The 26,851-nt window shown below is 48.3% G+C and carries 20 protein-coding genes, 2 tRNA genes and 3 rRNA genes; 16 read left to right on the top strand and 9 right to left on the bottom strand.

Annotation, left to right across the window (positions count from 1 at the left end):
• Positions 1–70 precede the first annotated feature (70 nt).
• The 6 genes from WJM45_RS18475 to wecC all read left to right on the top strand — a co-directional run bounded on the left by WJM45_RS18475 (position 71) and on the right by wecC (position 7,592).
• A 16S ribosomal RNA gene (locus WJM45_RS18475) occupies positions 71–1,605 on the top strand.
• 67 nt (positions 1,606–1,672) lie between these two features.
• A tRNA-Ile gene (locus WJM45_RS18470) sits at positions 1,673–1,749 on the top strand.
• A 71-nt stretch (positions 1,750–1,820) separates the two neighbouring features.
• Positions 1,821–1,896: transfer RNA gene (locus tag WJM45_RS18465), tRNA-Ala, on the top strand.
• A gap of 361 nt (positions 1,897–2,257) precedes the next feature.
• Positions 2,258–5,704, top strand: a 23S ribosomal RNA gene (locus WJM45_RS18460).
• A gap of 288 nt (positions 5,705–5,992) precedes the next feature.
• Positions 5,993–6,108: ribosomal RNA gene (gene rrf / locus WJM45_RS18455) — 5S ribosomal RNA — on the top strand.
• The 16S, 23S and 5S rRNA genes sit together here with 2 tRNA genes alongside, the layout of an rRNA operon.
• A 275-nt stretch (positions 6,109–6,383) precedes the next feature.
• A complete protein-coding gene (gene wecC / locus WJM45_RS18450; RefSeq protein WP_341326497.1) occupies positions 6,384–7,592 on the top strand; it encodes a UDP-N-acetyl-D-mannosamine dehydrogenase in 1,209 nt (402 codons plus the stop codon).
• Between the two features lie 9 nt (positions 7,593–7,601).
• Here the strand turns inward: wecC and greB are convergent, their stop codons facing one another.
• Positions 7,602–8,099, bottom strand: a complete 498-nt coding sequence (greB, locus tag WJM45_RS18445) for a transcription elongation factor GreB (RefSeq protein WP_341326496.1) — start codon at positions 8,097–8,099, stop codon at positions 7,602–7,604.
• A 100-nt stretch (positions 8,100–8,199) separates the two neighbouring features.
• Between greB and WJM45_RS18440 the strand changes: the two genes are divergently transcribed.
• On the top strand, positions 8,200–8,682 hold the full coding sequence (locus WJM45_RS18440) for a peptidylprolyl isomerase (RefSeq protein WP_341326495.1): 483 nt from the start codon (positions 8,200–8,202) through the stop codon (positions 8,680–8,682).
• A gap of 81 nt (positions 8,683–8,763) precedes the next feature.
• On the top strand, positions 8,764–9,741 hold the full coding sequence (locus WJM45_RS18435) for a TraB/GumN family protein (RefSeq protein WP_341326494.1): 978 nt from the start codon (positions 8,764–8,766) through the stop codon (positions 9,739–9,741).
• 55 nt (positions 9,742–9,796) lie between these two features.
• On the opposite strand, the gene hemF is transcribed toward WJM45_RS18435, so the two are convergent.
• The 4 genes from hemF to WJM45_RS18415 all read right to left on the bottom strand — a co-directional run bounded on the left by hemF (position 9,797) and on the right by WJM45_RS18415 (position 13,032).
• Positions 9,797–10,717, bottom strand: a complete 921-nt coding sequence (gene hemF, locus WJM45_RS18430) for an oxygen-dependent coproporphyrinogen oxidase (RefSeq protein WP_341326493.1) — start codon at positions 10,715–10,717, stop codon at positions 9,797–9,799.
• Positions 10,718–10,802: 85 nt separating this feature from the next.
• Complete coding sequence (locus WJM45_RS18425; RefSeq protein WP_341326492.1) at positions 10,803–11,960, bottom strand: hypothetical protein; 1,158 nt, start codon at positions 11,958–11,960, stop codon at positions 10,803–10,805.
• Positions 11,961–11,962: 2 nt separating this feature from the next.
• Positions 11,963–12,523, bottom strand: coding sequence for a DUF1415 domain-containing protein (locus WJM45_RS18420; RefSeq protein ID WP_341326491.1), 561 nt, complete (start codon positions 12,521–12,523; stop codon positions 11,963–11,965).
• Positions 12,524–12,561: 38 nt separating this feature from the next.
• Complete coding sequence (locus WJM45_RS18415) at positions 12,562–13,032, bottom strand: CBS domain-containing protein (protein ID WP_341326490.1); 471 nt, start codon at positions 13,030–13,032, stop codon at positions 12,562–12,564.
• Between the two features lie 193 nt (positions 13,033–13,225).
• Here WJM45_RS18415 and adk point away from each other — a divergent pair, with 193 nt between their 5' ends.
• The 3 genes from adk (at position 13,226) to leuD (ending at position 15,992) form a co-directional block, all read left to right on the top strand.
• Positions 13,226–13,864 (top strand): adenylate kinase, encoded by a 639-nt coding sequence (adk, locus tag WJM45_RS18410; protein ID WP_341326489.1) that lies wholly within the window; start codon positions 13,226–13,228, stop codon positions 13,862–13,864.
• Positions 13,865–13,938: 74 nt separating this feature from the next.
• Complete coding sequence (leuC, locus tag WJM45_RS18405) at positions 13,939–15,363, top strand: 3-isopropylmalate dehydratase large subunit (protein ID WP_341326488.1); 1,425 nt, start codon at positions 13,939–13,941, stop codon at positions 15,361–15,363.
• Entirely contained in the window at positions 15,360–15,992 is a 633-nt protein-coding gene (gene leuD / locus WJM45_RS18400; protein ID WP_341326487.1) for a 3-isopropylmalate dehydratase small subunit, read from the top strand. The genes leuC and leuD overlap by 4 nt, the downstream gene beginning before the upstream one ends.
• A 195-nt stretch (positions 15,993–16,187) precedes the next feature.
• On the opposite strand, the gene WJM45_RS18395 is transcribed toward leuD, so the two are convergent.
• Positions 16,188–16,373 (bottom strand): hypothetical protein, encoded by a 186-nt coding sequence (locus WJM45_RS18395; protein WP_341326486.1) that lies wholly within the window; start codon positions 16,371–16,373, stop codon positions 16,188–16,190.
• Positions 16,374–16,825: 452 nt separating this feature from the next.
• Here WJM45_RS18395 and WJM45_RS18390 point away from each other — a divergent pair, with 452 nt between their 5' ends.
• From WJM45_RS18390 to WJM45_RS18380, 3 genes are all read left to right on the top strand, one after another.
• Positions 16,826–17,317: a low affinity iron permease family protein gene (locus tag WJM45_RS18390; RefSeq protein WP_341326485.1), complete on the top strand. Its 492-nt coding sequence runs from the start codon at positions 16,826–16,828 to the stop codon at positions 17,315–17,317.
• A gap of 733 nt (positions 17,318–18,050) precedes the next feature.
• On the top strand, positions 18,051–19,073 hold the full coding sequence (locus WJM45_RS18385; protein ID WP_341326484.1) for an aspartate-semialdehyde dehydrogenase: 1,023 nt from the start codon (positions 18,051–18,053) through the stop codon (positions 19,071–19,073).
• Positions 19,074–19,143: 70 nt separating this feature from the next.
• On the top strand, positions 19,144–21,696 hold the full coding sequence (locus WJM45_RS18380; RefSeq protein ID WP_341326483.1) for a FimV/HubP family polar landmark protein: 2,553 nt from the start codon (positions 19,144–19,146) through the stop codon (positions 21,694–21,696).
• Positions 21,697–21,722: 26 nt separating this feature from the next.
• Here the strand turns inward: WJM45_RS18380 and WJM45_RS18375 are convergent, their stop codons facing one another.
• Both WJM45_RS18375 and WJM45_RS18370 read right to left on the bottom strand, forming a co-directional pair.
• Complete coding sequence (locus WJM45_RS18375) at positions 21,723–22,106, bottom strand: VOC family protein (protein ID WP_341326482.1); 384 nt, start codon at positions 22,104–22,106, stop codon at positions 21,723–21,725.
• Positions 22,107–22,494: 388 nt separating this feature from the next.
• Positions 22,495–23,562, bottom strand: coding sequence for a response regulator (locus WJM45_RS18370; protein ID WP_341326481.1), 1,068 nt, complete (start codon positions 23,560–23,562; stop codon positions 22,495–22,497).
• Between the two features lie 670 nt (positions 23,563–24,232).
• On the opposite strand from WJM45_RS18370, the gene WJM45_RS18365 reads away from it, so the two are divergent.
• Both WJM45_RS18365 and WJM45_RS18360 read left to right on the top strand, forming a co-directional pair.
• On the top strand, positions 24,233–25,507 hold the full coding sequence (locus tag WJM45_RS18365; RefSeq protein ID WP_341326480.1) for an FAD/NAD(P)-binding oxidoreductase: 1,275 nt from the start codon (positions 24,233–24,235) through the stop codon (positions 25,505–25,507).
• 14 nt (positions 25,508–25,521) lie between these two features.
• A complete protein-coding gene (locus WJM45_RS18360; RefSeq protein ID WP_341326479.1) occupies positions 25,522–25,722 on the top strand; it encodes a DUF2892 domain-containing protein in 201 nt (66 codons plus the stop codon).
• Between the two features lie 387 nt (positions 25,723–26,109).
• On the opposite strand, the gene WJM45_RS18355 is transcribed toward WJM45_RS18360, so the two are convergent.
• Positions 26,110–26,850, bottom strand: coding sequence for an S-methyl-5'-thioinosine phosphorylase (locus WJM45_RS18355; protein WP_341326478.1), 741 nt, complete (start codon positions 26,848–26,850; stop codon positions 26,110–26,112).
• Position 26,851 lies beyond the last annotated feature (1 nt).

Below are 26,851 nucleotides of genomic sequence, written 5' to 3'. Positions count from 1 at the left end.
AAGCAGTTTACGTTTAATTCTTAGTCGAGCCAAGATTGGTGACTGATCTTATTTAGTCACACACCATATTGAACTGAAGAGTTTGATCATGGCTCAGATTGAACGCTGGCGGTATGCTTAACACATGCAAGTCGAACGGTAACGGTCCTTCGGGAGCCGACGAGTGGCGGACGGGTGAGTAACGCGTAGGAATCTGCCTGGTAGTGGGGGACAACTCGGAGAAATCCGAGCTAATACCGCATACGCCCTACGGGGGAAAGCGGGGGATCTTCGGACCTCGCGCTATCAGATGAGCCTGCGTTGGATTAGCTAGTTGGTGGGGTAAAGGCCTACCAAGGCGACGATCCATAGCTGGTCTGAGAGGACGATCAGCCACACTGGGACTGAGACACGGCCCAGACTCCTACGGGAGGCAGCAGTGGGGAATATTGGACAATGGGCGCAAGCCTGATCCAGCAATACCGCGTGTGTGAAGAAGGCCTGAGGGTTGTAAAGCACTTTCAATAGGGAGGAAAAAGCGTTGGTTAAGAGCTGATGCCTTGACATTACCTATAGAAGAAGCACCGGCTAACTCCGTGCCAGCAGCCGCGGTAATACGGAGGGTGCGAGCGTTAATCGGAATTACTGGGCGTAAAGCGTGCGTAGGTGGTTAATTAAGTCAGATGTGAAAGCCCCGGGCTTAACCTGGGAACGGCATTTGATACTGGTTAACTTGAGTTTAGGAGAGGAGAGTGGAATTTCCGGTGTAGCGGTGAAATGCGTAGAGATCGGAAGGAACACCAGTGGCGAAGGCGGCTCTCTGGCCTAAAACTGACGCTGAGGTACGAAAGCGTGGGTAGCAAACAGGATTAGATACCCTGGTAGTCCACGCCGTAAACGATGTCAACTAGCCGTTGGGTCTTTATTAAGACTTAGTGGTGCAGCTAACGCATTAAGTTGACCGCCTGGGGAGTACGGCCGCAAGGTTAAAACTCAAATGAATTGACGGGGGCCCGCACAAGCGGTGGAGCATGTGGTTTAATTCGATGCAACGCGAAGAACCTTACCTACCCTTGACATCCAGAGAATCTGTGAGAGATCGTAGAGTGCCTTCGGGAACTCTGAGACAGGTGCTGCATGGCTGTCGTCAGCTCGTGTCGTGAGATGTTGGGTTAAGTCCCGTAACGAGCGCAACCCTTATCCTTAGTTGCCAACACGTCATGGTGGGAACTCTAGGGAGACTGCCGGTGATAAACCGGAGGAAGGTGGGGACGACGTCAAGTCATCATGGCCCTTATGGGTAGGGCTACACACGTGCTACAATGGCCGGTACAGAGGGCAGCGAACTCGCGAGAGTCAGCAAATCCCAGAAAGCCGGTCCTAGTCCGGATTGCAGTCTGCAACTCGACTGCATGAAGTCGGAATCGCTAGTAATCGCGAATCAGAATGTCGCGGTGAATACGTTCCCGGGCCTTGTACACACCGCCCGTCACACCATGGGAGTGGGTTGCAAAAGAAGTAGGTAGTTTAACCTTCGGGAGGGCGCTTACCACTTTGTGATTCATGACTGGGGTGAAGTCGTAACAAGGTAGCCCTAGGGGAACCTGGGGCTGGATCACCTCCTTACAAAGACAGCAAGCGTTCGTCATGAGTGCCCACAACAAATTATTTTGATCGAAGACGTCACGAGCCTGGGCCTGTAGCTCAGTTGGTTAGAGCGCACCCCTGATAAGGGTGAGGTCGGAGGTTCAAATCCTCCCAGGCCCACCAACGCGGCGCAAGCCTGGAAGCGGAAGGACCGCCCGTCAAGCTAGCCGAGATTAGTTTGCACGAACCCCAAAGGGGCCATAGCTCAGCTGGGAGAGCGCCTGCCTTGCACGCAGGAGGTCGGGAGTTCGATCCTCCCTGGCTCCACCAATGCTATACCGTTTGAACGGCGAAAAGCCTCACAGACGGTATAGCATTGGTGACGGAAACAACGTCAGTAATAGCTCTTTAACAACTTGGAAATCTGTACACTGTAACTTCAGCGTTTAAAGCAATTTAAACCGAGAAGATACACAAAACAAGTTCACCGAAACAGACGGTAAAGCAAGGCTTGTCACTGTCCACGCCGCAAGGCGAAGACAGCGGACAACCCAGACGAACCGGAAGCGACGTGAATGAGTTCTCAAGCAGAAAGCGAAAATGTCAGCTGACAAATAACGCCGCAGTCCTGAACCGAATCAAACACTACCGAAAAGTAGCGCGAGACCGGTCAGACTGATTGGGGTTATATGGTCAAGTGAATAAGCGCATACGGTGGATGCCTAGGCGATAAGAGGCGACGAAGGACGTAGTAGCATGCGATAAGCCGCGGGGAGTTTGCAAACTAACTTTGATCCGCGGATTTCCGAATGGGGCAACCCGGCCAGGATAACCTGGTCATCCTGCATTGAATACATAGGTGTAGGAAGCGAACCCGGGGAACTGAAACATCTAAGTACCCGGAGGAAAAGAAATCAACCGAGATTCCCTTAGTAGCGGCGAGCGAACGGGGAGCAGCCCTTAAGCATTGAGCAAATTAGTAGAACAGTCTGGAAAGTCTGGCGATACAGCGTGATAGCCGCGTATACGAAAATTTGCTGGGTGTGAAAACGAGTAGGACGGGGCACGTGAAACCTTGTCTGAATATGGGGGGACCATCCTCCAAGGCTAAATACTCCTTATCGACCGATAGTGAACCAGTACCGTGAGGGAAAGGCGAAAAGAACCGAGGAGATCGGAGTGAAATAGAACCTGAAACCGTATGCGTACAAGCAGTAGGAGCCCAGCACCTAAATTGTTTTAGGCGTTGAGAGTGGCGGAATAGAAAGAATTTTGATGGGAAATTGAATTCAGTAGCTAAGTTGAAGAATTTAGGTTCTGGGTAAACCCCGCAAAATTGACAAAAAGGCCATCGAACAATGTCAATATTTTGGGAAAGCCAAAATAAAACAACTAAGGGGCCTGCCCAGCACCTAAATTCCAATTAGGGGCAATCAGGCAGGTATAATCACAACGTTTTAATCAACATTGTGGACTTAGTACATAGAGCAATTTAGGTGCTGGGTGACTGCGTACCTTTTGTATAATGGGTCAGCGACTTAATCTCAGTGGCAAGCTTAACCGGATAGGGGAGGCGTAGCGAAAGCGAGTCTGAATAGGGCGTCATAGTCGCTGGGATTAGACCCGAAACCGGGCGATCTATCCATGACCAGGTTGAAGGTTGGGTAATACCAACTGGAGGACCGAACCGGGATCCGTTGAAAAGGATTCGGATGAGTTGTGGATCGGAGTGAAAGGCTAATCAAGCCCGGAGATAGCTGGTTCTCCTCGAAAGCTATTTAGGTAGCGCCTCGTGTATCACTGTTGGGGGTAGAGCACTGTTTCGGCTAGGGGGTCATCTCGACTTACCAACCCGATGCAAACTCCGAATACCAACAAGTGCGAGCACGGGAGACACACGGCGGGTGATAAGGTCCGTCGTGAAAAGGGAAACAGCCCAGACCGTCAGCTAAGGTCCCCAAATCTATGCTCAGTGGGAAACGATGTGAGAAGGCCCAGACAGCCAGGAGGTTGGCTTAGAAGCAGCCATCCTTTAAAGAAAGCGTAATAGCTCACTGGTCGAGTCGGCTTGCGCGGAAGATTCACCGGGGCTAAGCATAGTACCGAAGCTACGGATCTTACGTAAGTAAGGTGGTAGAGGAGCGTTCTGTACGCCTGCGAAGGTCGATTGAGAAGTCGGCTGGAGGTATCAGAAGTGCGAATGCTGACATGAGTAACGATAATGGGGGTGAAAAACCCCCACGCCGAAAACCCAAGGTTTCCTGCGCAACGCTAATCGACGCAGGGTTAGTCGGCACCTAAGGCGAGGCCGAAAGGCGTAGTCGATGGAAAACAGGTTAATATTCCTGTACCGGAGGTAACTGCGATGGGGTGACGGAGAAGGCTAGGTCAGCTGTCGGTTGGAAGTGACAGTTTAAGCGCGTAGGGAGATCCTTTAGGCAAATCCGGAGGATCAATCCTGAGACGTAACGACGAGTTTCCCTATAGGGAGACGAAGTGATTGATGCCCTGCTTCCAAGAAAAACCTCTAAGCATCAGGTTATCTGCGGCCGTACCCTAAACCGACACAGGTGGGTGGGATGAGAATTCTAAGGCGCTTGAGAGAACTCGGGTGAAGGAACTAGGCAAAATGGTACCGTAACTTCGGGAGAAGGTACGCCCTTGTTAGGTGAAGTCCCTTGCGGATGGAGCTGAAGAGGGTAGCATTAAACTGGTGGCTGCGACTGTTTAGCAAAAACATAGCACTCTGCAAACTCGAAAGAGGACGTATAGGGTGTGACGCCTGCCCGGTGCCGGAAGGTTAATTGATGGGGTTACCCCTCACCTAGATTATTTAGAACCATGTATTACGTTTATGTACTGTACAGTCGGACGGAAGATGAATTTTATCTGGGTTCGACAGAAGATTTAAAAATGCGTCTGTGGCAACATCAGCAAGGCGAAAACAAATCGACTAAAAAAGCACAAGACTGGATAGTTTCTTATTATGAAGCCTACTTGACAGAGCAGGCGGCGAAGAGGCGAGAAGGTCGACTAAAGCGTAGTGGTAAAGCGTATCATAGCTTAAAAGAGCGGATACGAGACAGCATAGATAATCTAGGTGAGGGGGAAGCTCTTGATCGAAGCCCCGGTAAACGGCGGCCGTAACTATAACGGTCCTAAGGTAGCGAAATTCCTTGTCGGGTAAGTTCCGACCTGCACGAATGGCGTAACGATGGCCACACTGTCTCCACCCGAGACTCAGTGAAATTGAAATCGCTGTGAAGATGCAGTGTACCCGCGGCTAGACGGAAAGACCCCGTGAACCTTTACTATAGCTTGACACTGGACTTTGAACCTATTTGTGTAGGATAGGTGGGAGGCTGTGAAGCATCAACGCCAGTTGGTGTGGAGCCGACCTTGAAATACCACCCTGGTATGTTTGAAGTTCTAACCTAGGTCCGTAATCCGGATTGGGGACAGTGTCTGGTGGGTAGTTTGACTGGGGCGGTCTCCTCCCAAAGAGTAACGGAGGAGCACGAAGGTGTGCTCAGCATGGTCGGAAATCATGCGATGAGTGTAAAGGCAAAAGCACGCTTGACTGCGAGACGGACAAGTCGAGCAGGTACGAAAGTAGGTCTTAGTGATCCGGTGGTTCTGAATGGAAGGGCCATCGCTCAACGGATAAAAGGTACTCCGGGGATAACAGGCTGATACCGCCCAAGAGTTCATATCGACGGCGGTGTTTGGCACCTCGATGTCGGCTCATCACATCCTAGGGCTGAAGCAGGTCCTAAGGGTATGGCTGTTCGCCATTTAAAGTGGTACGCGAGCTGGGTTCAGAACGTCGTGAGACAGTTCGGTCCCTATCTGCCGTGGGCGTTTGAGATTTGAGGGAAGCTGCTCCTAGTACGAGAGGACCGGAGTGGACGATCCTCTGGTGTTCCGGTTGTCACGCCAGTGGCATTGCCGGGTAGCTATGATCGGACGGGATAACCGCTGAAAGCATCTAAGCGGGAAGCCTCTCCCAAGATGAGATCTCACTGGGACCGTGAGTCCCCTGAAGGGCCCTGAGAGACGATCAGGTTGATAGGTCAGGTGTGGAAGTGCAGTAATGTATGAAGCTAACTGATACTAATTGCCCGTGAGGCTTGACCATATAACACCCAATCGGTTTGCACCGACGGTGTTATCCAACAGCCGACAATCGCTAAAGCGAGAGAACGAAAAGCGTGTACAGATTTCCAAAAAAACAGGTGAAAGAAACAAGGGTAAAGGTGACAGAAGCAAGGCCGAAGGCTGGGCTACCAGAGCTGAAAACCCGATAAGACCGAAAACACCTGAAGTAAAGAGTTTTGAGTAGGCTCGATAGCTAAGCCGGATTAGGGTTAAAGAAAATAGCCTTTAACCTGGCCGCTGAAACCTTGAACCTGCTGTAACCGGTTTGCCTGGTGACCATAGCGAGCGTGTCCCACCCGATCCCATCCCGAACTCGGAAGTGAAACCGCTTAGCGCCGATGATAGTGTGGCACTTTGCCATGTGAAAGTAGGGAATTGCCAGGCGCTTATCCCAAAAGCCCGTGTTGATCATTCAACACGGGCTTTTTTTTGCCTTAAATTTGGTCATAGAATACCATCGCCAATAAAACGCAAGCGTTGGCGCTTTGAAAAAAATTTAAATGCTGTGCCTGACGGAGATTAATTAGTGAAATTTTGATATAAAATGACGATGAAGAAAAATTAAGCGCTTTATGAGGTAGTTAAATGTCCAAAATGACTTCTCACTTAAAGGTGAGGCCAATCAACATCAATTGTTAAAGGGTCTATAAGGAAAAATTATGCAACCATCGGCAACAAAAGTTTGCGTCATTGGGCTGGGTTACATCGGATTGCCTACCGCGTCTTTATTAGGAACCAAGGGCTTTGAGGTCTTTGGAGTCGATACTTCCGAGCGTGTCGTCAATACCATTAACCAAGGCAAGATTCATATCGTCGAACCCGATCTCGATATTTTGGTCAAATCGGCCGTGCAATCAGGAAACCTGAAAGCCGGCTTGCAGCCGCAAGAAGCCGATGTGTTTATTCTGGCGGTACCGACGCCTTTCAAAGACGACCATATACCTGATCTGTCCTATGTTGAAGCCGCTACGCGAGTTATCGCTCCTTTCGTAAAACCGGGGAACATTGTTATCTTGGAATCGACCAGTCCGGTCGGCACTACCGACGATATCGTCGCAAAAATCTTAAGCGAGGAAGGTCATGACGTCGGAAGGGACGTTTATGTCGCGCATTGTCCGGAGCGCGTGTTGCCGGGAAGGATATTGACGGAGTTAGTGGAAAATGACCGCATCGTTGGCGGTATTAACGAAATTTCGACCGAAAAAGTTGTCGAATTTTATCGAGCCTTTGTGCGCGGAGAGATTTTGGCAACAGATGCCAAAACCGCTGAGCTCAGCAAGCTGAGCGAAAATTCATTCAGGGATGTCAATATCGCTTTCGCTAACGAACTGTCGCTGATTTGCGATCAAGAAAATATCAACGTTTGGGAATTGATCAAATTGGCGAATCGTCATCCGCGAGTTAATATATTGCAACCAGGCCCTGGCGTCGGCGGGCATTGTATTGCCGTGGATCCTTGGTTTATTGTGGCGAGGTCGCCGGATCAAGCCAGACTCATTAGAACCGCTCGTGAAGTCAACGATGCCAAACCGCATTGGGTCATCGATAAAGTCAAAGTCAGTGCCGATAAATTCAAAAATCCTGTTATCGGCTGTTTGGGTTTGGCTTTTAAAGCCGATGTCGACGATTTGAGGGAGTCGCCGGCTTTGGATATCGTCAAGGAAATACGAAAGCAAGCCATTGGCGAGGTACTGGTCGCCGAACCCAACTTAACGGAATACAAGGACTTTACGCTTTTGCCTTATCAAGAAGTTATCAAGCGGTCCGATATCGTGTTGCTGTTAGTCGATCATAAGCCGTTTAAATCGTTGAAGGCGGCCGACCTCAAAGAGAAAATTTTGATCGATACGCGCGGCGTGATTCAATAGTTTTCCGAGTCATACTTCATAGGCAATGTCCAGCACCGTATACTGTATGACTTGATTAGCAATGTTAATGACGACCACATCGTCAAAAGTCTTTTTCAATAAAGCCTTGGCGAGTGGCGAATCCAAGCTGATATGCTGTTTAGCCGGATCGAGTTCGTCTGCGCCTACGATTCGGTATTTGACTTCCTTTCCTTCGGCGTTTTCCACTGTTACCCAAGCACCGAAATAGATGCGATCTTCATCGTTCGGTGTTTGATCGACCACTTTTAGTATCGGCAAGCGTTTTTGCAAGTAATGAATACGTCTGTCGAGACCGCGCAGTTCTTTTTTTCGATAGATATATTCGGCGTTTTCCGAACGGTCGCCCTCTGCGGCTGCGGCGGCAAGCGCTTCAGTTACCTCTTTACGTTTTTCCCATATCTGTTTGAGCTCTTGTTCCAAGGCTTGATAGCCATGACGGGTGATGTAGGGAGATGATTTAGGTTGAGGTGGTCTCCAGCGGCTCATGATTACTATAGTATTGAAATAAATTTTGAAGATTTTCACACAAACGTGCGTCAATTTTATATCATAAACAGCCCTTCATTAATCAATTAAAGGTTTATTTATGCAAGTTGCTGACAATATGGCGGTTTCGATCCATTACACATTAACTAACTCGGCAGGCGAGCAACTCGATAGCTCGATAGGCAGTGATGCGTTAGTTTATCTTCACGGCAGCGGCAATATCATTCCCGGTTTAGAAAAAGCTTTACAGGGTAAATCGGTCGGAGACAAATTCCAAGTTGCCATCGCTCCGGAAGACGGATATGGCGAATATTTTCAAGAGATGGTTCAGGTTATCCCGCGCAAGATGTTTGAAGGTGTTGATAACGTGGAAGTCGGTATGCAGTTTCATGCCGATGTCAGTTCCGGTCCCGGTATTGTCACCGTTATTAAGGTCGAAGGCGACGAAGTGACGATTGACGGTAATCATCCTCTAGCTGGAGAGTCGCTGAATTTCGATGTTGAAGTCACCGATATCAGGGCTGCGACAGAGGATGAATTGGCTCACGGCCATATTCATGGAGTTGGCGGCGTAGATCACTAAGCCGCAATTACTCAATATTTTTACGAGAACCGAATGCGTTGCTAGAGCCCGAGCAACACAAACGTTCCATCTTTCATCATTATGAAGACGTTCAAATCTGCCGCGCATGACAAAGTCGTTTGCTATTTTTTAGGGTTCGCGCTTTTAATTGCGGGGCCGGTTTATTCTGAAACCTCGCTATGGCGGGTTAGTAAAGATGATGCCGAATTGTTTATCGGCGGTACTATTCATTTGCTGAGTACTTCGGATTATCCGTTACCCGAAGCGTTTGATCGGGTTTATCGAAAAGCCGACAAATTAGTGTTGGAAGTCGATTTAGCCGACTTTTCCGGGCAGGAAGCGCAAATAGCTATGATGCGGCGTTTACAATATGTCGACGGTACGACATTGCGTGATGAGCTTAACGCCGAGACCTATGCCGAATTGCAGCGTTTTTGTAAACATGCGGGCATACCGATTGAGTCTTTACAGAACTTGAAGCCGCCTTTGGTCGCGATTAGTCTGATGATGTTTGAATTACATCGTCTTGGTTTAGCCGAAGCCGGCGTGGATCATTTTTTTAGCGCGAAAGCCAAGTCTGATAATAAGCCCGTTGGGGCGTTAGAATCGTTGGAGACGCAAATATCCGCACTGGAGCAGATGGGACTGGGGCAGGGGAACGAACTCATTTTGTCCACGTTAAGAGAAATTCAAGAACTCCCCGCGTTGCTGGGGGAGCTCAAGTCTGCATGGCGTTCAGGCGATCTTGATATTTTGGATGAGTTAGGCATCGCGGCGATGCGTAGCGATTACCCTCGCCTATATCGAGATCTGCTGGTGAGTCGCAATAATGCTTGGGTGCCTAAGATTGAGGCGATGCTAAGAACACCCGAGCGCGAGTTGATTTTAGTCGGCGTGTTGCATTTAGCCGGGCAAGAAGGTGTTTTGCGGCAATTATGCGAACGGGGTTATATAGTCGAATCTTATCGGTCTTTTCCTGTTAACAACGATCATGAAGATGCTTTCATCGTTCCGCAGAATGTAAGTGCTTGGAGTGCGTTTGGATGCGATCCTCAATAGACGCATCCCATACCTTTTATTCTTAGACGGTTTTTTCAATCAAAAGGGAGTAAGTTTATTGGTCTTGGCCCAGCCAATCTTGCGGCGTTAAATAGCGCTCGTACAATTCGGCTTCGGGCGAGCCTGGTTCCGGGTGCCAATTATAGCGCCAGTTCGCAACCGGCGGCATCGACATTAAAATCGATTCGGTGCGTCCGCCCGATTGTAAGCCGAAGAGTGTGCCGCGATCGTAAACCAGATTGAATTCGACGTAACGTCCGCGACGATAGAGTTGAAACTCGCGTTCTCGATCGCCGTAAGGCATGTTCTTGCGTTTTTCGATAATCGGTACGTAGGCATCGATATAGTGATTACCGATGCTTTGCATGAATGCAAAGCATTGCCCGAAGCCCCATTCATTCAGATCGTCGAAGAACAACCCACCCGCACCGCGTGTTTCGCCGCGGTGTTTCAAATAAAAATACTCGTCGCACCATTTCTTATAGCGAGGATAAACCTCTTTGCCGAAAGGCTCGCAGGCTAGGCGTGCGGTTTGATGCCAATGCTGCACGTCTTCATAAAACGGATAAAAAGGCGTTAAATCGAATCCGCCGCCGAACCACCAAATCGGCTCTTCGCCGGGTTTTTCCGCGACAAAAAAGCGCACATTGGCATGTGAAGTCGGAACATAGGGGTTACGCGGATGAATGACTAATGAAACGCCCATCGCTTGAAATCGGCGGCCTGTCAACTCCGGCCTCGCGGCTGTCGCTGACGCAGGTAGTTGGTTACCGAAGACGTGAGAAAAATTGACGCCGCCTTGTTCGATGACGTGGCCGTTGCTTAATACTCGGGTCTTGCCGCCTCCGCCTTCAGGTCTTTGCCAGTCGTCTTCGATAAATCTTGCGTTCGGTTCCTGGCTTTCCAGCGCGGCGCAGATCCGATTTTGTAAATCCAGTAGAAAGTTTTTGACGTTGTCGATGTCTTTGTTATTCATTGTTTATTAGAGTATCAAGAGGAAGCGGGCGTTAAAATCTATCAGTTTTTGTAAGGTTACGCCAAGTTTTTTGCGTGCTCACTTTTTAGCGGGAATCAAGAAAATGCCGGAACAAATCCGGATTAAGTTTTTTTAGGTCCGCTCTTAAAGCGATCGATGTCGACTCAAGCGGTTCGGCGCTTAATTGCTTGGCTAGGTTGAATGCGAGAAAACCTTCCGCTTCGCCGTTTAAAATAAGGTCTTGTTTGGCCAGAGCCGGCTTGATCAATAGTATCCAGGCCGGGAAAAACTGTGTCGGCAGCTCGAGGTCAAGCTTCTGAAATCGTTGCCAGTCGTCGGAAAGCAAATGATGTCCGGTCTGTTTTATCAGTTGTTCGGCAATTTCGGTATGCAATAGGAATAATAAAAACCAATGCTCGAGACCGGACAGTTCTCGGTCCTGCTTGAAGCTAGCCTCGGCATAGCGAAATAGCAAAATTGGTTGTTTAAAATAGTCAGGCTCTTGTTCGATTGCTTTGGTAACGTCATGCCATAGAAACGCTTTCATGCCTGAATAGCTGACATGCAGCTTAGGTAGTTCGGGATCGAAGGGGCAGTCGGTTAATTCGGCGGACAAGCTTTGCCAAAGCGGCGTCAGAAAACGAATGGCCTCGGATCGTAATAACTTTACCGCTAACGGCATCAGTGTATTATCTAAGGTATCAAGTTTATTGGGTAACGATAAGCCGGGAGCCCGGAATTTTTTTTCCTGCACGATCAAGAGCGCATAGTCTTCGTGCTTTTCGGGGTCAAAGGCGTATAAGGTGTCTAGCAGTTCCGGGATTTTGCGTTTGTTGCGAGTAATGATCGCGTCGATTAACTCGTTTTCGGCATAAATCGGCGCGCTGTCGAAAAACAAATCCATCTGCATGCGGTCTTGCGGCGGCGCGAAATCCGTTTTGAAATTGATGTCGTCTTGCGAGTTGCGGCTGATGATGAGTTCGTTTTGTTCGGTTGAAAGATAGGTGCCGCGCGTTTCACTCAAGCCTAGCGTTCGAGCATAATTCGTAGCAATGGCGAGTTGTTCGATGATACGTTCGCGCGGCGCCGTAAAACGACTGTCCAGGTTTTCGATAAGGCCGTCTCGCCAATCGATGTAGTTTGAATAACTCAGATAGCCGGTGGCGAGCAGCCATGCGATCGGCGAAAATCGGCCTTGTTCGATCAGCAATTGGTCGACATGGTGCCGGATACTGCTGCGCATGTTTATTCTCTCGGAGCACCTGCCTGGCGGCATGAGGCAATGAGTGTGTGCAGGTGTGATTTGCCGAGATTACGGGCAAGTGCGATATTGCGCCTGGGGATATTTTCCGGGTCCGGGTGGCGCTCGATGGCTTCGGCGATGCTGTCTTCGCGAAGCAGATGCAGGATGGGGTAGGGCGAGCGGTTCGTATAATTGGCCGGATCGTCACTGTCGCTGTCGGCAAAGCAGTAGTCGGGATGAAAGCTGGCCAGTTGATAAATACCGTCGTAGCCTTGCTCCGACAATAGTGTTTCGGCCAGGGAGAGAAAATCGAGATAATCGTCGAATTCGTGCAGCGAATGGGGGTAAATCAGCAGTGTTGTGTTTATGCTCAAGTCGGTATCTAAATGCCGGCATTCTTCGATCAAACGCTCAAGGCCCCTTGCGGTCTCGGCGCTTCGGCAAATGCTGAAACGAATACCGTCCTGGCGAAACGGTTTAGCGGCGAAAGGGCATAAGTCGAGACCGATGACAACGGTTTCTAGCCATGCCCTTATTGCGTATTCTTCCGGGGCGATAGTCACTTCAAGATCGGGGGGGAGTTTCGAAGTGATTCGTTTGCTTAGGTATGGCTGACACCGGCCGCAATTCTTTTTTCCCGTTCTTCGCTAGCTTTTTCGATTTTCGCAAAAACGCGCAAAATATCGGTGGCCGATACGATTCCGACGAGTTTATTGTTTTTGTCGACGACAGGGAGTGCGCCGACTTTATTTTCGGCCATGATACTGGCGGCTTCTGACGCATAGGTATCGGGATTAACGGTCAATACGCCTCGACGCATGATGTGTTGAACTTTTTGCGGAACGACCTGCAAAACAGTTTTGCCTTCGACGGTTTCAACCGAGTTGGAGTTGCTTTTCGGTCCTAAGGCTTTGTATAGGTCTCGATCCGATACGATGCCGATGACTTTGCCTTTTTCAACGACGGGTAAATGACGAACTTTTTCATAATGCAGCAAGAAAAAGACACGATCGATCATGTCATGTTGTTCGACTGTGAATACTTGCGAAGTCATTAGATCTTCAACGCGCATGCAGTTGCACTCCTAAAGATAATTGATAAACCGAGTAAGAATAGGGAAAATATCTGTTTTTTACAAGAGTTAATGTTTATTTTGATATAAAATGTCTTGTTTTGCGAGTGCGAATTAACAGCTAAAGTGTGTTTTTACTTAGGCGCGAATCCGACATATATTACAAATAACCAGATAAACTTGGAGTTTCATTATGCGCATTATTCTTTTGGGTAGCCCCGGTTCCGGCAAAGGAACGCAAGCCCAATTCATTACCGAAAAATATGATATCCCGCAAATCTCGACCGGAGATATGTTGCGGGCCGCTGTGCGCGAAGGTACGCCGTTGGGCGTCGAGGCTAAAAAAGTCATGGATGCGGGAGGCTTGGTTTCGGACGATATTATTTTAGGATTGATCAAAGAGAGAATTGCGCAGTCGGATTGCCAAAACGGTTTTTTACTGGACGGTTTTCCTCGCACGATCGCGCAAGCCGAGGGATTGGCTGCTATGGATATCGTGATTGATCATGTTATCGAGATTGTGGTCGAAGACGAGGAAATCGTTAAGCGAATGAGCGGTAGACGCGTGCATCCTGGCTCAGGTAGGACTTATCATGTTGCATTCAACCCGCCTAAAACGGCCGGTGTCGACGATGTAACCGGCGAACCCTTAATTCAGCGAGATGATGACCAGGAAGACACCGTTCGTAAAAGACTGAGCGTATATCACGAACAAACCAAGCCGCTGGTCGGTTACTATTCGGCATTGGGCGGCAAGACCCACTTTGCATCGATTGCCGGTGTCGGGTCGGTCGATGAAATTACGCAAAAGATTTTTGCCGTTTTAGGATAACGCGCTAGCGCCTAATATAGGCGCTTAACGCATACTTTTACTTTCCGCTGACGCGGTTAATACAATGAGTAGCTATGTCAGGTAAAACTTTATACGACAAATTATGGGAAGATCACGTTGTCCATACCGAGGATGACGGCTCTTCATTGATCTATATCGACCGCCATTTAGTCCATGAGGTCACTTCTCCTCAAGCGTTCGAAGGACTCCGTCTTGCCGGACGCAAGCCGTGGCGACAAGCGAGAAATTTGGCCGTTGCCGACCATAACGTGCCGACCACCGATCGCGACAAAGGCATTGCCGATCCGGTTTCAAGGCTGCAAGTCGAAACCCTCGAAAAAAACTGTGCCGAATTCGGTATCACCGAGTTCGATATGTCCGATATTCGCCAAGGCATCGTGCATGTCGTAGGGCCCGAACAAGGCGCGACACTGCCCGGCATGACCGTGGTCTGCGGCGATTCGCATACTTCGACACACGGTGCGTCCGGCGCGTTGGCATTCGGCATCGGCACGTCGGAAGTCGAGCATGTCTTGGCGACACAATGTTTGGTACAGAAAAAAGCCAAAAACATGCTAATCAAAGTAGATGGTGAAGTGCGGCCCGGCATCACTGCGAAAGATATCGTGTTGGCGATCATCGGTAAAATCGGTACCGCCGGCGGCAACGGTTATACGATCGAGTTTGCCGGATCCGCGATCCGCGCATTGTCGATGGAAGGCCGCATGACGGTATGCAATATGGCAATCGAAGCGGGCGCGCGCGCTGGTTTGATCGGGGTCGATGATGTCACGATCGATTATTACCGCGAACGACCGCTTTCACCGAAAGGCAGCGACTGGTTCATGGCCGAGCGTATGTGGCAGCAGTTGCATTCCGACCCGGACGCAGTTTTCGATAAAGTTGTCGAGTTGAATGCCGCCGACATCAAGCCGCAAGTGACCTGGGGGACTTCGCCCGAATTGGTGGTGCCGGTCGATGCCAGTGTGCCCGATCCAGATCAAGAGAGCGATGCAACCAAGCGAGAAAGCATGAAGCGCGCACTGCAATACATGGATCTAAAACCCGGTGTGGCGATTACCGATATTAAACTCGATAAAGTATTCATCGGTTCCTGCACGAACTCGAGAATCGAAGACTTGAGAGCGGCTGCCGCAGTCGCGAAAGGTAAAAAGCTAGCTGCTAACATCCAATTGGCGATGGTCGTCCCGGGGTCGGGTCTGATCAAGCAGCAAGCCGAGTCCGAAGGCTTGGATAAAATTTTCATTGAAGCCGGATTCGAGTGGCGAGATCCGGGATGCTCGATGTGCTTAGCGATGAACGCCGACCGTTTGGAGCCGGGAGAGCGCTGTGCGTCGACTTCTAATCGTAATTTCGAAGGGCGGCAAGGATATGGCGGACGCACGCATCTGGTCAGTCCGGCAATGGCGGCCGCAGCCGCGATTGCGGGGCATTTCGTCGATGTCAGCACCGAAACAAATCAAGGAGCGCAAGCATGAGAGCATTTACCAAAATAGACGCGCTGGTCGCACCGTTGGATCGAGCCAATGTCGATACCGATGCGATTATTCCGAAACAATTTCTAAAATCCATTCGTCGGGCAGGGTTCGGACCGTTTCTGTTCGACGAATGGCGGTATAAGGATCATGGCGAACCGGACATGGATTGCACAAATCGACCGATTAACCCTGATTTCGTGCTGAATAAACCGGAGTACAAGGGCGCCGAACTATTGTTGACCCGCGAGAACTTCGGTTGCGGCTCGTCTCGCGAACATGCGCCCTGGGCGCTCGAAGATTTCGGCTTCAGAGCGATCATCGCGCCGAGTTTCGCCGATATCTTTTATAACAATTGTTTCAAGAACGGTATCTTGCCTATTGTGCTCGATGCTGGCATTGTCGATGAATTATTCAACGAATTGACCGAAGGTTATCGGCTGATAGTTGACCTGGATTCGCAAAAGATCGTTACGCCTTCCGGTCGGGAAATTGTCTTTGACGTCGATGCCAATCGAAAATTCAGGTTGTTGAACGGGCTTGACGATATCGCCTTGACCTTGCAGCATGCCGATCAAATTCGTGCATACGAGACGGAACGTGCGAAGCGAGCGCCTTGGTTGTTTGCATAGAATAGTAAATTAATGGCTCCCATCGGAGCGAAAAACGTCTACTTTTCAATTTGGCGTGGGTGTCGGCATTAGGCAGATGTGTGTTCCTGTAGAATCGGCATTCACTCCTGCAACTAACGAGCATGCGAGCATGATAAAGTTTTCAGCATTCCTGAAAATGGAAGTGCCGGGGGGTAAAGAGGCATTGGCGCCAACTTAAGTAACGTTCATGAAGGCCCGGCAATCGTCAGACAAATGAAAGTGCAAACTGTGGTGGATGCGGTCACTCGCCCGATAGGACGCCGTGAATACGTCCATGTAGGCTCGGCGGCGGCTATCCCTGCCGCCGACGCCTGTCGGTCGAGCAACCGCACCCTCCTCGGAACCGGTGTTGTTTTTCATAAAGCGGCAAATGCACCATAGAATGAGCGCTAAGTTGGCGCTTATGGGGTAAAGAGGGTGCGGTTATTCGACAGACAGGACGCCGTTAACCCGCACCTAAATTATCCAAGACAATTAACCATGGCCAATGGGTTATGGAATCTAGGTGCTGGGTAAATACGTCCATGGCTCTATGTCAGCATCCATGCGGGAAATGCTTTTCTAGGCGCCCCGGTGTCTTCTTAGGCACTGCCGAAGTTTGAAGTGCGAAAGGCATAGCTACCGTCAAGTCCCAAGGATGGGCTTCCCGCTCCTGAATCCAGCATCCTTTCTTGTAAGATTGGATTTCGCTAAGTTAGGGGTTGGACTTCTCGCCTGACTCACCCCGCACTCTTTAACAAAAGAGAGCGGTTTTTTCGGTAAGGACGGAGTAAATGCTCTGTTCCCTCAGCGCAAACAAAGAGGCTAAAGTCATGAATGAAATAGTAAGTTTTCGAGATGCTTTTTTGAAACTCACCGGTCGTCTTACCGATCAATTTCACAATAACGCAGCTTGGAATGCTCGGTTCGACCGGTTCGCACGCACCTGGTCCCAAATGGCCGGTAAACCAATCGCATTCAATGCGGCATTATTGGTCATTTTGACCTGGGTGATTACCGGGCCTTTATTCGGTTTTAGCGATACTTGGCAGCTTATCATTAATACTGCGACGACTATCGTAACGTTTTTAATGGTATTCTTGATTCAGAACAGCCAAAATCGCGACACCGATGCGTTGCAAGTAAAATTGGACGAATTGATCCGCGCCGTTGAAGGAGCTAACAACGAGCTGTTGGATTTGGAAGAAATCGGCGACGAAGAATTGAAGTTACTCCGAAAGCAATATTTAGCATTGGCTCGTCTTTCAAGAAAGAACGCGGGAAAACAAAATCGCGAAGGAAATGTTGATCAAGAGTTAAGTTGAATGCGGGGCGCCGCATTTTGACTCTGCAATTTCCAGCTTGAGTGTTAATGGTTTGATGAACTCATTGATGGGGGGCTTGACGGTAGCTCTTATGCCATATAAGGCATGCAGACATGCTCGTCAAGCATACTCCGCATTCTTGTTGGTTTTGATTTGCAAAAAGTATGTGAAGGCTATGTCTAGTGTATAATGCCGGGTTATTTTGACCGCATATATCCAAAATTATTCGGTTATCGATAGTCACGAAACGATTCAAAATCCATAAACCGGGAGGTAGTAGTGTTAATGCCGGTGGTTTCAGTAAGATTTTCTTTGTCGTAAACGGCATTGTCCGTATTGCGAATAGGTATGAAATCGATGGTCATCCGTATGTTTTCTTAGTCTTCGTTGAGCTAAATAGTCCCCGTTTATCATGATAATAGCGACATTCAGCGCTGTTTCCCTGCGTTTATAAGCCCGAAAAAATTCTTAACCCAGCGATAACAAGTGTAGTGCCATAAAATTAATTATTGCATATTATTCAATAACCTATTGACGCGCAATGTTAAGGCTGGGTTAAGTCTATCGCATGATTTATGGCAGCATTCTGAATAGCGAAAGCTATGACGTTGATATCGCCTTTTTCGTATGAAGGGCCGGGACGGGCGTTGCCGATTTTTTTAATGCGATGAATATTAGCATCCCGAAGGCAAGTGATGCTGTGGTTTCTGTTTAAATGAAAAGGTAATTAAATATGACTAAATTATATAATGTTGCCGTGGTCGGTGCCACCGGTGCTGTTGGTGAAGCGATGATCTCGATCCTAGAAGAGCGAAATTTTCCGGTTGGTGAGGTTTATGCGTTGGCCAGTAGCCGTTCGGTTGGAAAACGCATTCCGTTTAAGGGTGGCTCGTTGAAGGTAGAGGATCTAGCTGAGTTCGACTTTTCCAAAGCACAAATCGGCTTGTTCTCGCCTGGCGCTTCGGTTTCCGCCGAATATGCGCCGAAAGCCGCGGCAGCCGGGTGCATCGTGATCGATAATACCTCCCAATTTCGTTATGACGAAAATATCCCGTTGGTCGTGCCCGAAGTTAATCCCGAGAAGATCGCCGACTATAAAAACCGAGGCATCATTGCCAATCCGAATTGTTCGACGATTCAGATGTTAGTTGCGTTGAAACCGATTTATGATGCGGTCGGTATCAGTCGAATCAATGTTTGCACTTATCAGGCGGTTTCCGGGACGGGTAAAGAAGCGATCGAGGAGCTCAGTCTGCAAACCGCGCATTTATTGAACGGAAAACCGATTGAACCGAGCGTTTATCCAAAGCAAATCGCTTTCAATGTGTTGCCGCAAATCGATGTATTTATGGAAAATGGATATACCAAGGAAGAAATGAAAATGGTTTGGGAGACGCGGAAAATTATCGGTGACGAATCGATTCAAGTTAATCCTACCGCTGTGCGTGTGCCTGTTTTTTTCGGTCACTCCGAAGCGGTGCATATTGAAACGCGTCACAAAATAGATAGTAAATCGGTGCGCGCGCTACTCGAAAAGGCGCCTGGAGTGACAGTTCTAGACGAACATCGGGACGGAGGTTATCCGACGGCGGTGACAGAGTCCTCCGGGCACGATAGTGTTTTTGTCGGGCGTATTCGCGAAGATATCTCGCATCCGCTGGGAATCGACTTATGGGTTGTTGGTGATAACGTCAGAAAAGGCGCCGCTTTAAACAGTGTGCAAATTGCAGAAGAATTGGTAAAAAATTACATCTAGTCTAAGCTTAATCTCATATTTGACTGTTCCGGGTAATAGATTGTGGTATATGTGTATGAAGGAGAGCAATGTGCGCAAACTGACTAAATCCATAGCGCTTTTATCGTTGATGACCCCGACTAGTGTTCTTCCGTTGGGAATTGGCGATATCACATTGCACTCGGCCCTTAATCAAAGCCTTGATGCAGAGATTGCGTTGATGCTTTCGCCCGACGAAAATTCGTCCGACATTACCGTGAAACTCGCGCCTCCCGATAAATTCGATGAGGCGGGATTACCTTGGAGCTATTTTCTTTCCAAGATTAAATTCAACCTGGTTTCCGTGTCCGATAAGCGCGCGGTTATTAAACTCAGTTCTACTGAGGCGCTCAAGGAGCCTTTTTTAGATTTTTTGATTGAGGTGAACTGGCCGAAAGGGACGCTTTATCGCGAGTTCACCGTTTTGGTCGACCCGCCCGCAACTTATCAACAGCCTGTATTGCCGGTTCCTAGCGATTACGGTGTGACGCCTGCCGAGCAAGAATATGCACGAGTCGTTGAGCGTCCGGTAGCACCTGCTCCGCGTCGTGAAGAGGAACGCGCGCCTGCATCGGGCGTGTACGGACCGGTTGGCAGAAATGAAACGCTTTCGTCAATTGCCTCAAAAGTTAGGCCGTCAAACGATGTCTCGGTTGAACAGACCATGATAGCGCTCTTCGAGAATAATCCGAGCGCATTTTATAAAGACAATATCAATGCATTAATGGCTGGAGCGAGGCTCAAGGTTCCGGAAAGAGAGGTCATACTGAAGCTTTCTCACCGGCAAGCATTGGCAGAGTATGGTCGGCAAAATCAAGTGTGGCGAGGTCAGGTTGCGGTAGTAACGGAGGCACCGGTTGACGAGGAAGTTATCGACTCGCAATTGAGACTCGTTGCCCCTGCTCAAGAAGATGTTGAAGAGGCCGAACGCGTTGTCAGCGGTGAAAGGGATGATAGCTTGTTGCAACCGGTCGATCCTGACAAAGCCGACCGGGATGAGCCAAGCAGAGATGATGCGGAATTGCGCGCGCGATTGGAGAAGTTGGAGGAACAATTAGCGGTGATGCAGCAAATGCTGGCTATAAAAGACGAACAGCTAGCCGCTTTGCAGCATAAAGAACCATCCGAAAAAGTTGAGATGCCGGCACGCCCAGTTGTTACGCCACCGGTAAAGGAAACCGTTCCTCCGCCCCGTCCGGCGGCAAAACCGCCGCAAGCTGTGGCACAAGAGCCTGTAAGTGAACTCCTGGATTCCTTTTATTACGCGATAATAGCACTGGTCGGCGCCGGTTTGTTAGGTGGTTTAGGCTGGTTGTGGTTAAGGAAGCGCAAAACGGAAAAAGAAACCGATACGGATAGTATGTTCGCGGCATCATCGCAGATTAGTCTTCCCAGCTCTGATGAGGAGTTGAATTTATTGGCCGCGGAAGACGAGTCCGCCTATGATGTGGGGACCGTTGGTGAAAGCTCGTTCCTAAGCGAATTTACTCCGAGCGATTTTGACGCTTTCGATAGCGACCAGCATGAAGTCGATCCGATTTCCGAGGCTGATGTTTATTTGGCATACGGTCGTTATCAACAAGCCGAAGGACTGATTCGACAAGCGATTGCCGAACATCCAGAGAATGACGATTACAAATTGAAACTCTTAGAGATTTTTTACGCGAACGAAAACAAGGAGGGTTTCGAAAGTTATGCTAATGAACTGAAGCAAGCCGGAAAAAACGAAAATATCGATTTTTGGGCAAAAGTTGCTGAGATGGCCAGTGAAATTAATCCGGGATCGGCCTTGTTCACTGACGATATTGATACGGAAGACGATGTCGAGGACGAGTCGGCGATTAATAAAGATTCCCAGGAAGCCGATTCCGCTCATTCGGCTGATATAACTGAGGACAATCGTTTCGATTTCGATTTGCCTGAGTTCGATGAGCTTGAGTCTGAAACGGAAGAATCGCCTTTAAAAGAGGAAGAAGAGGAAGCTGAAAAGTCGGATAACAGCCTCGATTTCGACTTGGAGAGTTTTGATTTTTCGGTGCCTGGGTCAGGGGATCGCACATCTGAGGCTTCAAAACAGCAATCATCGGAGGAGCAGAATGGGCAATACGATAATCAGATCGAATTTGACTTGAGTTCGGGAGCAGAAGCACTGACAGAGGAAAAAACGGACGCCTCGAGCTCTGAGGAATTTGAATCGTTCGATTTTGAGACCTTCGATGACGATACGGAGAAAAAGACCGATGTTGCTGATTCTTCTTCGATGGATGAATTCAACGTATCTTTCGACGAAAATGAAACTAGGGCCGAAGGCGCATCCGGTGTGACCGAAGCGGAAAAGGATGATATCGGTTTCGATTTTAATTTCGACTTCGACTTGGATTCGACACCTAAGAAAGGGAGTGATGATAGTTTTCCTGACGATCTTGACTTAGGGGTTTCCGATCTGACCGATATGGATGAATTCGAAACCAAAATCGATCTTGCTAGAGCATATATCGATATGGGAGATAGTGATGCCGCTAAGGATATCGCACAGGAAGTATTGGATAAAGGAAGTTCGGAGCAAAAAAAGATCGCACAATCGATTCTCGATGAATTGAAATAAAAAAAGGCCCGTTATCGGGCCTTTTTTTATTCGGTTTTCGGGCGTTCGATAATTTCAATGGCATTACCGTCAAAATCCCGGCAAAACAATGCTTGGCGTCCGGAAATGCTCAATGTATACCGAAAGCCGTTGTTATCGAGGGCTTCCTTGACGGGAGATAGGCTCGAACATGTTAGTGCGACATGGCGATCTCTTCCTCCATGGACTGGCCGACCAGAAGTTGGGTCGGGATTTTCCAGTTCCAATAAATGAATTTGTTGTTCGCCAAGTTGAAGCCAAGCGCCCGGAAATGGAAGGTTCGGGCGTTCTGTTTGTTGAAGTCCTAATATATCCCGGTAAAAATGCAAGGACTTTTCTGTATCGGAGACGATAAGGCTAACATGGTGGATGGCAAGGTTAAATTCGGACATAGTTTTCTTGTATTAGTTGGTGTCGAAACGATTATACTTCGCTCAACTGAATTGTTGGAGTCTACATATCTATCGTAGGTGAATATTCGTCACTAGGGGAGGAGTCTCAAAAGGCGCTGTGAATCCAACGCCTAAATTATCCGAGATAGTTAACCACAGTCAATGGGCTATGGAATTTAAATGCTGAGTTCAGGGCGTCGTCCTGTCAAGCGAGTTACCAAGCCCGCCACAAAACTCATGGCTCCAGGAAGTTTTTTTCACAAAATCCTAACGCTAGGTGAGGGGTCGAGCGCTCCGGAGCCCCCTTGGCCACAGCTGAAATTTGAAGCGCGAAAGGTATAAACTGCCGAAATCAGGTTTATAAACGTTAAAGACGCGCCCTTATTTTTCAGGCGCTATTTTTATCTGACAATTCCTCGATAAGTTCGGTTTTTTTTGTAATGAATTGTTGAATCAAAGCTCGTAATTTATCGAAATGCCGGTCTGTTTCGAGGAAGTCTTTCGAAATCAAATTTTGCTCTAATGTTAAGGCCTGTTGACGGATATCCGTTAAACCGCAGAAACTGACCGAACCGTGCAGCTTATGGGTGATCGATAAGGCTTGTTGCCATTGCCGATGGCGTAGTGCTTTTTGAATTGAGTCAAGTTGTTGAGGAAGCTCCTCGTATAGTTTGTTTAGGATGCTTAATGCCAAGTCTCGGTCGTAAGCGGTTTTAGCCAGGAGTTGCTGCGCATAACCGGCCTGCTTTGGAGAGTCGCTTAAAGCCTCACGAGGTTCGGTGGGGCGCCAGAGGGTGACGATTTCCTCTAGTTGCTCGGATAAAATCGGTTTAATAAGACATTCGTCGAAGCCAAGGGCAATGATGTCTTTGCGTTGGTTTGGTAAAGCATGCGCCGTTACGGCGATAATGGGAGTATCCCTATTCGGATTTTCGGTATGTCGTAGGGTTTCAATTAATTCAAAGCCGTTATAGCCCGGCATTTGCAGATCTAAAAAAACCAGGTTAAATCGTTTGCTCTTCAGATAATTCAAAGCTTCGATTCCATCTTCTGTCGCGGTAATTTGATCGCAATGATCTTGTAATTGATTGACGAGCAGTAAGCGGTTAATGGAATTGTCGTCGGCGATTAAAATTGAAAATTTACGGGGGGATAGGGACAGTTTCGTTTGATCGACGGGGCTCGTCATATCCAATAGATGGTTACGAGTGGGGGTTGGGCCGGAGGCTTCGTTATCGTTGGATGTGCTTTCCTTAAGACGCCGGTAAGCCGCTAGGGCGACTAATCCAGAAGCTAAGACCGAGACAAAGCCGATGAGGGCGCTGATCTTGATCCGTTTAACCAATGGTGTGATCGAGATTGCTTGGGCCGGTTCAATGAATGCTTGTTGCGCCTGACTGTCCCGCGTCGCTTGATATTCTGCTAACAGCACGCCGGTTTGTGCGAGGTTACTCATAAGCGTCGGTAAAAGCGCTATGATGAGGAGGTGTTTTAGTAAGAAGGATTTTTTCACTGCGGGAAGGACAAGAGTAAAAATAAATTTGCGTATTTTAGTAAATGCTAATATTCTTTGGGTAACGCCGGTTCCAAACATTTATGTTTTTATTGTTGTATGTTTGCGTTTGAATGGTGACGATCCTAACCCGGTCTTAAGCAATGTAGTGTCGTAATATTTGTTGTTTTTGTGTTCCAATATTTTATGAACGACAAATGTTAAAGTAGGGTTAAGTTTCATTCCAAGCCGGTGTATCTTTGAATCGACACAATGAGGTGCCGACATTTTCAGTGACATGCGGTTATTGAAAATGTATTGATTGGGAATTTGTTTTCCAAGTCCAAAAACGGAAACGTCAACGTTTTCTGAATTAAACCAAATCGATCGAAATGTATAACTTTGCAAGGTCATGTTTTCGGCTTTTATGACAATGTTATTTTGTTCGCGAGCAAGGTGCCAAAACAGGCGATAAGCTATGCAACTGTTTTCTCAATGGTTCCGCCCCTTGCCTACATCCATGTAGGTAACGCAGCTACCGGAAAAAGATCGCGTCAGCTTACCAGCAAATGTGGCCGTGCGAAGTCTTCAACAAGAATAATAGTGCATTTTGATTCATCACGAGGAGAAATTTATGGCTAGAATTGTAATATTAGGTGCCGGTATCGGTGGTGTTCCGATGGCCTATGAAATGAAAGAGTTAGTTAAGAATAATCACACAGTCACCGTGATATCCGATTCTCCGACGTTCCATTTCGTACCTTCGAATCCTTGGGTGCCGCCGAAATGGCGTAAACCGGAAGATCTGAAAATCGAATTAGCTCCGATTATGCAGAAAAAAGGGATCGAATTCATTCAAAAAGCGGCCGTGAAGGTCGATCCCCCCAGCAATCAAATTCATTTAAACGACGGTACTGCGGTCGATTACGATTATTTAGTGATTGCAACCGGCCCTCGTCTTGCCTTCGATGAGGTGCCGGGGCTAGGTCCGGAAGGTTATACGACTTCGGTCTGTCATGTCGATCATGCAGCCGTGGCTGCTCAGGATTGGGATAGATTTATGGAAGACCCAGGCCCGATCATCGTCGGCGCTGTGCAGGGCGCATCCTGTTTCGGTCCCGCTTATGAATATTTGATGATCCTAGAGACTGAGCTGCGTAAACGCAAAATACGCGACAAGGTGCCGATGACTTTCGTTACATCGGAACCCTACATCGGACATTTAGGCTTAGGTGGTGTCGGTGACACCAAAAGTATGTTAGAAAGCGTTTTGAGAGATAGAACGATCAAATGGGTGACTAACGCGAAAGTTGATCGTATCGAACAAGGCATGATGTATGTGACAGAAGTCGATGACGATGGCAACGAGACGAAAAAGCATGAGTTGCCGTTCAAGCATTCCATGATGTTACCTGCGTTTACCGGGGTTGACGCGGTGCGTAATTGCGGCGTCGAAGGCTTGATGAATCCGCGGGGCTTTGTCGTCGTCGATGAATATCAGCGCAATCCGACTTTTAAAAATATTTACTCGGTCGGTGTTTGTGTGGCGATTCCACCGGTTGAAAAAACACCGGTCGCCACAGGTACTCCTAAAACCGGTTACATGATCGAGTCTATGGTAACCGCGACCGCGCATAACATCCGTGATGAATTGGCCGGAAAAGAGCCCTCGGACAAGCCGAGTCTGAGTGCATTGTGTCTGGCCGATTTGGGCGATACCGGAGTTGCATTTTTGGCGGTGCCGCAAATACCGCCGAGAAATACGACCTGGTCGAAAAAAGGGAAATGGGTGCATCTGTCCAAAATCATATTCGAGAAATATTTCATGCGTAAAGTCAGGAAAGGAATTAGCGAGCCGTTTTATGAAAGAATGATGCTGAAGTTTATGGGGGTTGTGCGTCTTAAATAAGGAGGAGACGAATCATGAGTATCGATCGTTTAGTGATGGCGTTTGCCGGCACTTTTATTTTGTTGAGCTTGCTTTTGGCGCATTTTCATTCATCGAACTGGTTATGGTTTACCGCATTCGTCGGTGCGAATTTATTGCAAGCGTCGTTTACCGGTTTTTGCCCGTTGGCGATGATATTGAAAAAATTCGGCGTGAAACCGGGACGTGCGTTTTAAAAACAAGGATTCAACATGGCCAGGGAAGGCGCTGTATTTCCTTTTATACACACGCTCGTTTTTGCCGGTTTGTCAATGAATGACAAGTCAGACGAAGCTCTTTCAATGTTAGATGTTCAATATAAGTGATTGATATATTAATTCGAAAGGCTTTTGTGTAAAAATTAGTCAATTTAAAAAAGTTGTAACAAATATGCGGCTTTAAGAAGCGAGTCATCAAGTTACTCACAGACTTGTCCACAGCTTCTGTGAGTAACTTTTTATGAGCGTACTCCAATTTGAGAAAAAATCCGCCTATCACTCCTGCGCTTCCTTAAGCACTGCCGAAGCTTGAAGAGTGAAAAGCATGGCACCGGCGGCGAAACCCGACTTAAGAAATCATTGGCGTTATAACCGGGCTATAAACGCTTTTAATAGTTTGGCGGTATCGGCCATTCCTTTGTGTAGATTTTGTTCGATTTCAACCATGGTGATTTCGCCTTCTGTTTTTCCTGCCGCCCAATTTGCGACGACCGCAAGCGCTGCGTAGTCGATGTCCTGCTCTCTGGCTAGCGAGGCTTCCGGCATGCCGGTCATGCCGACTAAGTCGCAACCGTCACGTTCCATGCGTTGGATTTCAGCGGCGGTTTCAAGTCGCGGGCCTTGTGTGCTGCCGTATGTGCCAGTTGGCGTAACTGAAATCTTTGCATTTGCTGCAGCAGAGATCAGTTTTTCCCGAAGTTCTGTCGAGTAAGGGCTTGTGAAGTCGATATGCGTGACTTCCTCGAGATCTTCTTCGAAAAAAGTGTGCTTTCGTCCATGGCTATAGTCAATGATTTGATCGGGCACCGCGATATGAGCGGGAGCCATTTTTGACGTAATACCTCCAACCGCGGCCACGGCGACTATTTTTTGGACGCCAAGCTCTTTGAGTCCCCAAATATTCGCGCGGTAATTGATTTTATGAGGCGGGATTGTATGCGGGTCGCCATGCCTGGCTAGAAAGACGACGGATTTTTCATCAATCTCGCCGATGACGTAATCGGCCGAAGGTATGCCGAAAGGCGTTTCGATAGGTTTTCGTTCGATGATTTTCAAGCCTTCAAGACGAGTCAATCCGGTTCCGCCGATGATCGCTAACTGTGTCATA

This window comes from Methylotuvimicrobium sp. KM2, assembly GCF_038051925.1.
Lineage (GTDB): Bacteria > Pseudomonadota > Gammaproteobacteria > Methylococcales > Methylomonadaceae > Methylotuvimicrobium.
This window is presented reverse-complemented; position numbering and strand designations above follow the sequence as displayed.

What these genes read in the sequence shown, in the direction of transcription:
- adk (WP_341326489.1), top strand. Translation starts at nt 13,226, where the DNA reads ATGCGCATTATTCTTTTGGGTAGCCCCGGTTCCGGCAAAGGAACGCAA.
- WJM45_RS18375 (WP_341326482.1), bottom strand. Translation starts at nt 22,106, where the DNA reads ATGTCCGAATTTAACCTTGCCATCCACCATGTTAGCCTTATCGTCTCC.
- WJM45_RS18365 (WP_341326480.1), top strand. Translation starts at nt 24,233, where the DNA reads ATGGCTAGAATTGTAATATTAGGTGCCGGTATCGGTGGTGTTCCGATG.
- WJM45_RS18370 (WP_341326481.1), bottom strand. Translation starts at nt 23,562, where the DNA reads ATGAGTAACCTCGCACAAACCGGCGTGCTGTTAGCAGAATATCAAGCG.
- WJM45_RS18435 (WP_341326494.1), top strand. Translation starts at nt 8,764, where the DNA reads ATGAAGACGTTCAAATCTGCCGCGCATGACAAAGTCGTTTGCTATTTT.
- leuD (WP_341326487.1), top strand. Translation starts at nt 15,360, where the DNA reads ATGAGAGCATTTACCAAAATAGACGCGCTGGTCGCACCGTTGGATCGA.
- WJM45_RS18440 (WP_341326495.1), top strand. Translation starts at nt 8,200, where the DNA reads ATGCAAGTTGCTGACAATATGGCGGTTTCGATCCATTACACATTAACT.
- WJM45_RS18385 (WP_341326484.1), top strand. Translation starts at nt 18,051, where the DNA reads ATGACTAAATTATATAATGTTGCCGTGGTCGGTGCCACCGGTGCTGTT.
- WJM45_RS18360 (WP_341326479.1), top strand. Translation starts at nt 25,522, where the DNA reads ATGAGTATCGATCGTTTAGTGATGGCGTTTGCCGGCACTTTTATTTTG.
- WJM45_RS18395 (WP_341326486.1), bottom strand. Translation starts at nt 16,373, where the DNA reads ATGAAAAACAACACCGGTTCCGAGGAGGGTGCGGTTGCTCGACCGACA.
- leuC (WP_341326488.1), top strand. Translation starts at nt 13,939, where the DNA reads ATGTCAGGTAAAACTTTATACGACAAATTATGGGAAGATCACGTTGTC.
- WJM45_RS18355 (WP_341326478.1), bottom strand. Translation starts at nt 26,850, where the DNA reads ATGACACAGTTAGCGATCATCGGCGGAACCGGATTGACTCGTCTTGAA.
- WJM45_RS18425 (WP_341326492.1), bottom strand. Translation starts at nt 11,960, where the DNA reads ATGCGCAGCAGTATCCGGCACCATGTCGACCAATTGCTGATCGAACAA.
- WJM45_RS18390 (WP_341326485.1), top strand. Translation starts at nt 16,826, where the DNA reads ATGAATGAAATAGTAAGTTTTCGAGATGCTTTTTTGAAACTCACCGGT.
- greB (WP_341326496.1), bottom strand. Translation starts at nt 8,099, where the DNA reads ATGAGCCGCTGGAGACCACCTCAACCTAAATCATCTCCCTACATCACC.
- hemF (WP_341326493.1), bottom strand. Translation starts at nt 10,717, where the DNA reads ATGAATAACAAAGACATCGACAACGTCAAAAACTTTCTACTGGATTTA.
- WJM45_RS18415 (WP_341326490.1), bottom strand. Translation starts at nt 13,032, where the DNA reads ATGCGCGTTGAAGATCTAATGACTTCGCAAGTATTCACAGTCGAACAA.
- wecC (WP_341326497.1), top strand. Translation starts at nt 6,384, where the DNA reads ATGCAACCATCGGCAACAAAAGTTTGCGTCATTGGGCTGGGTTACATC.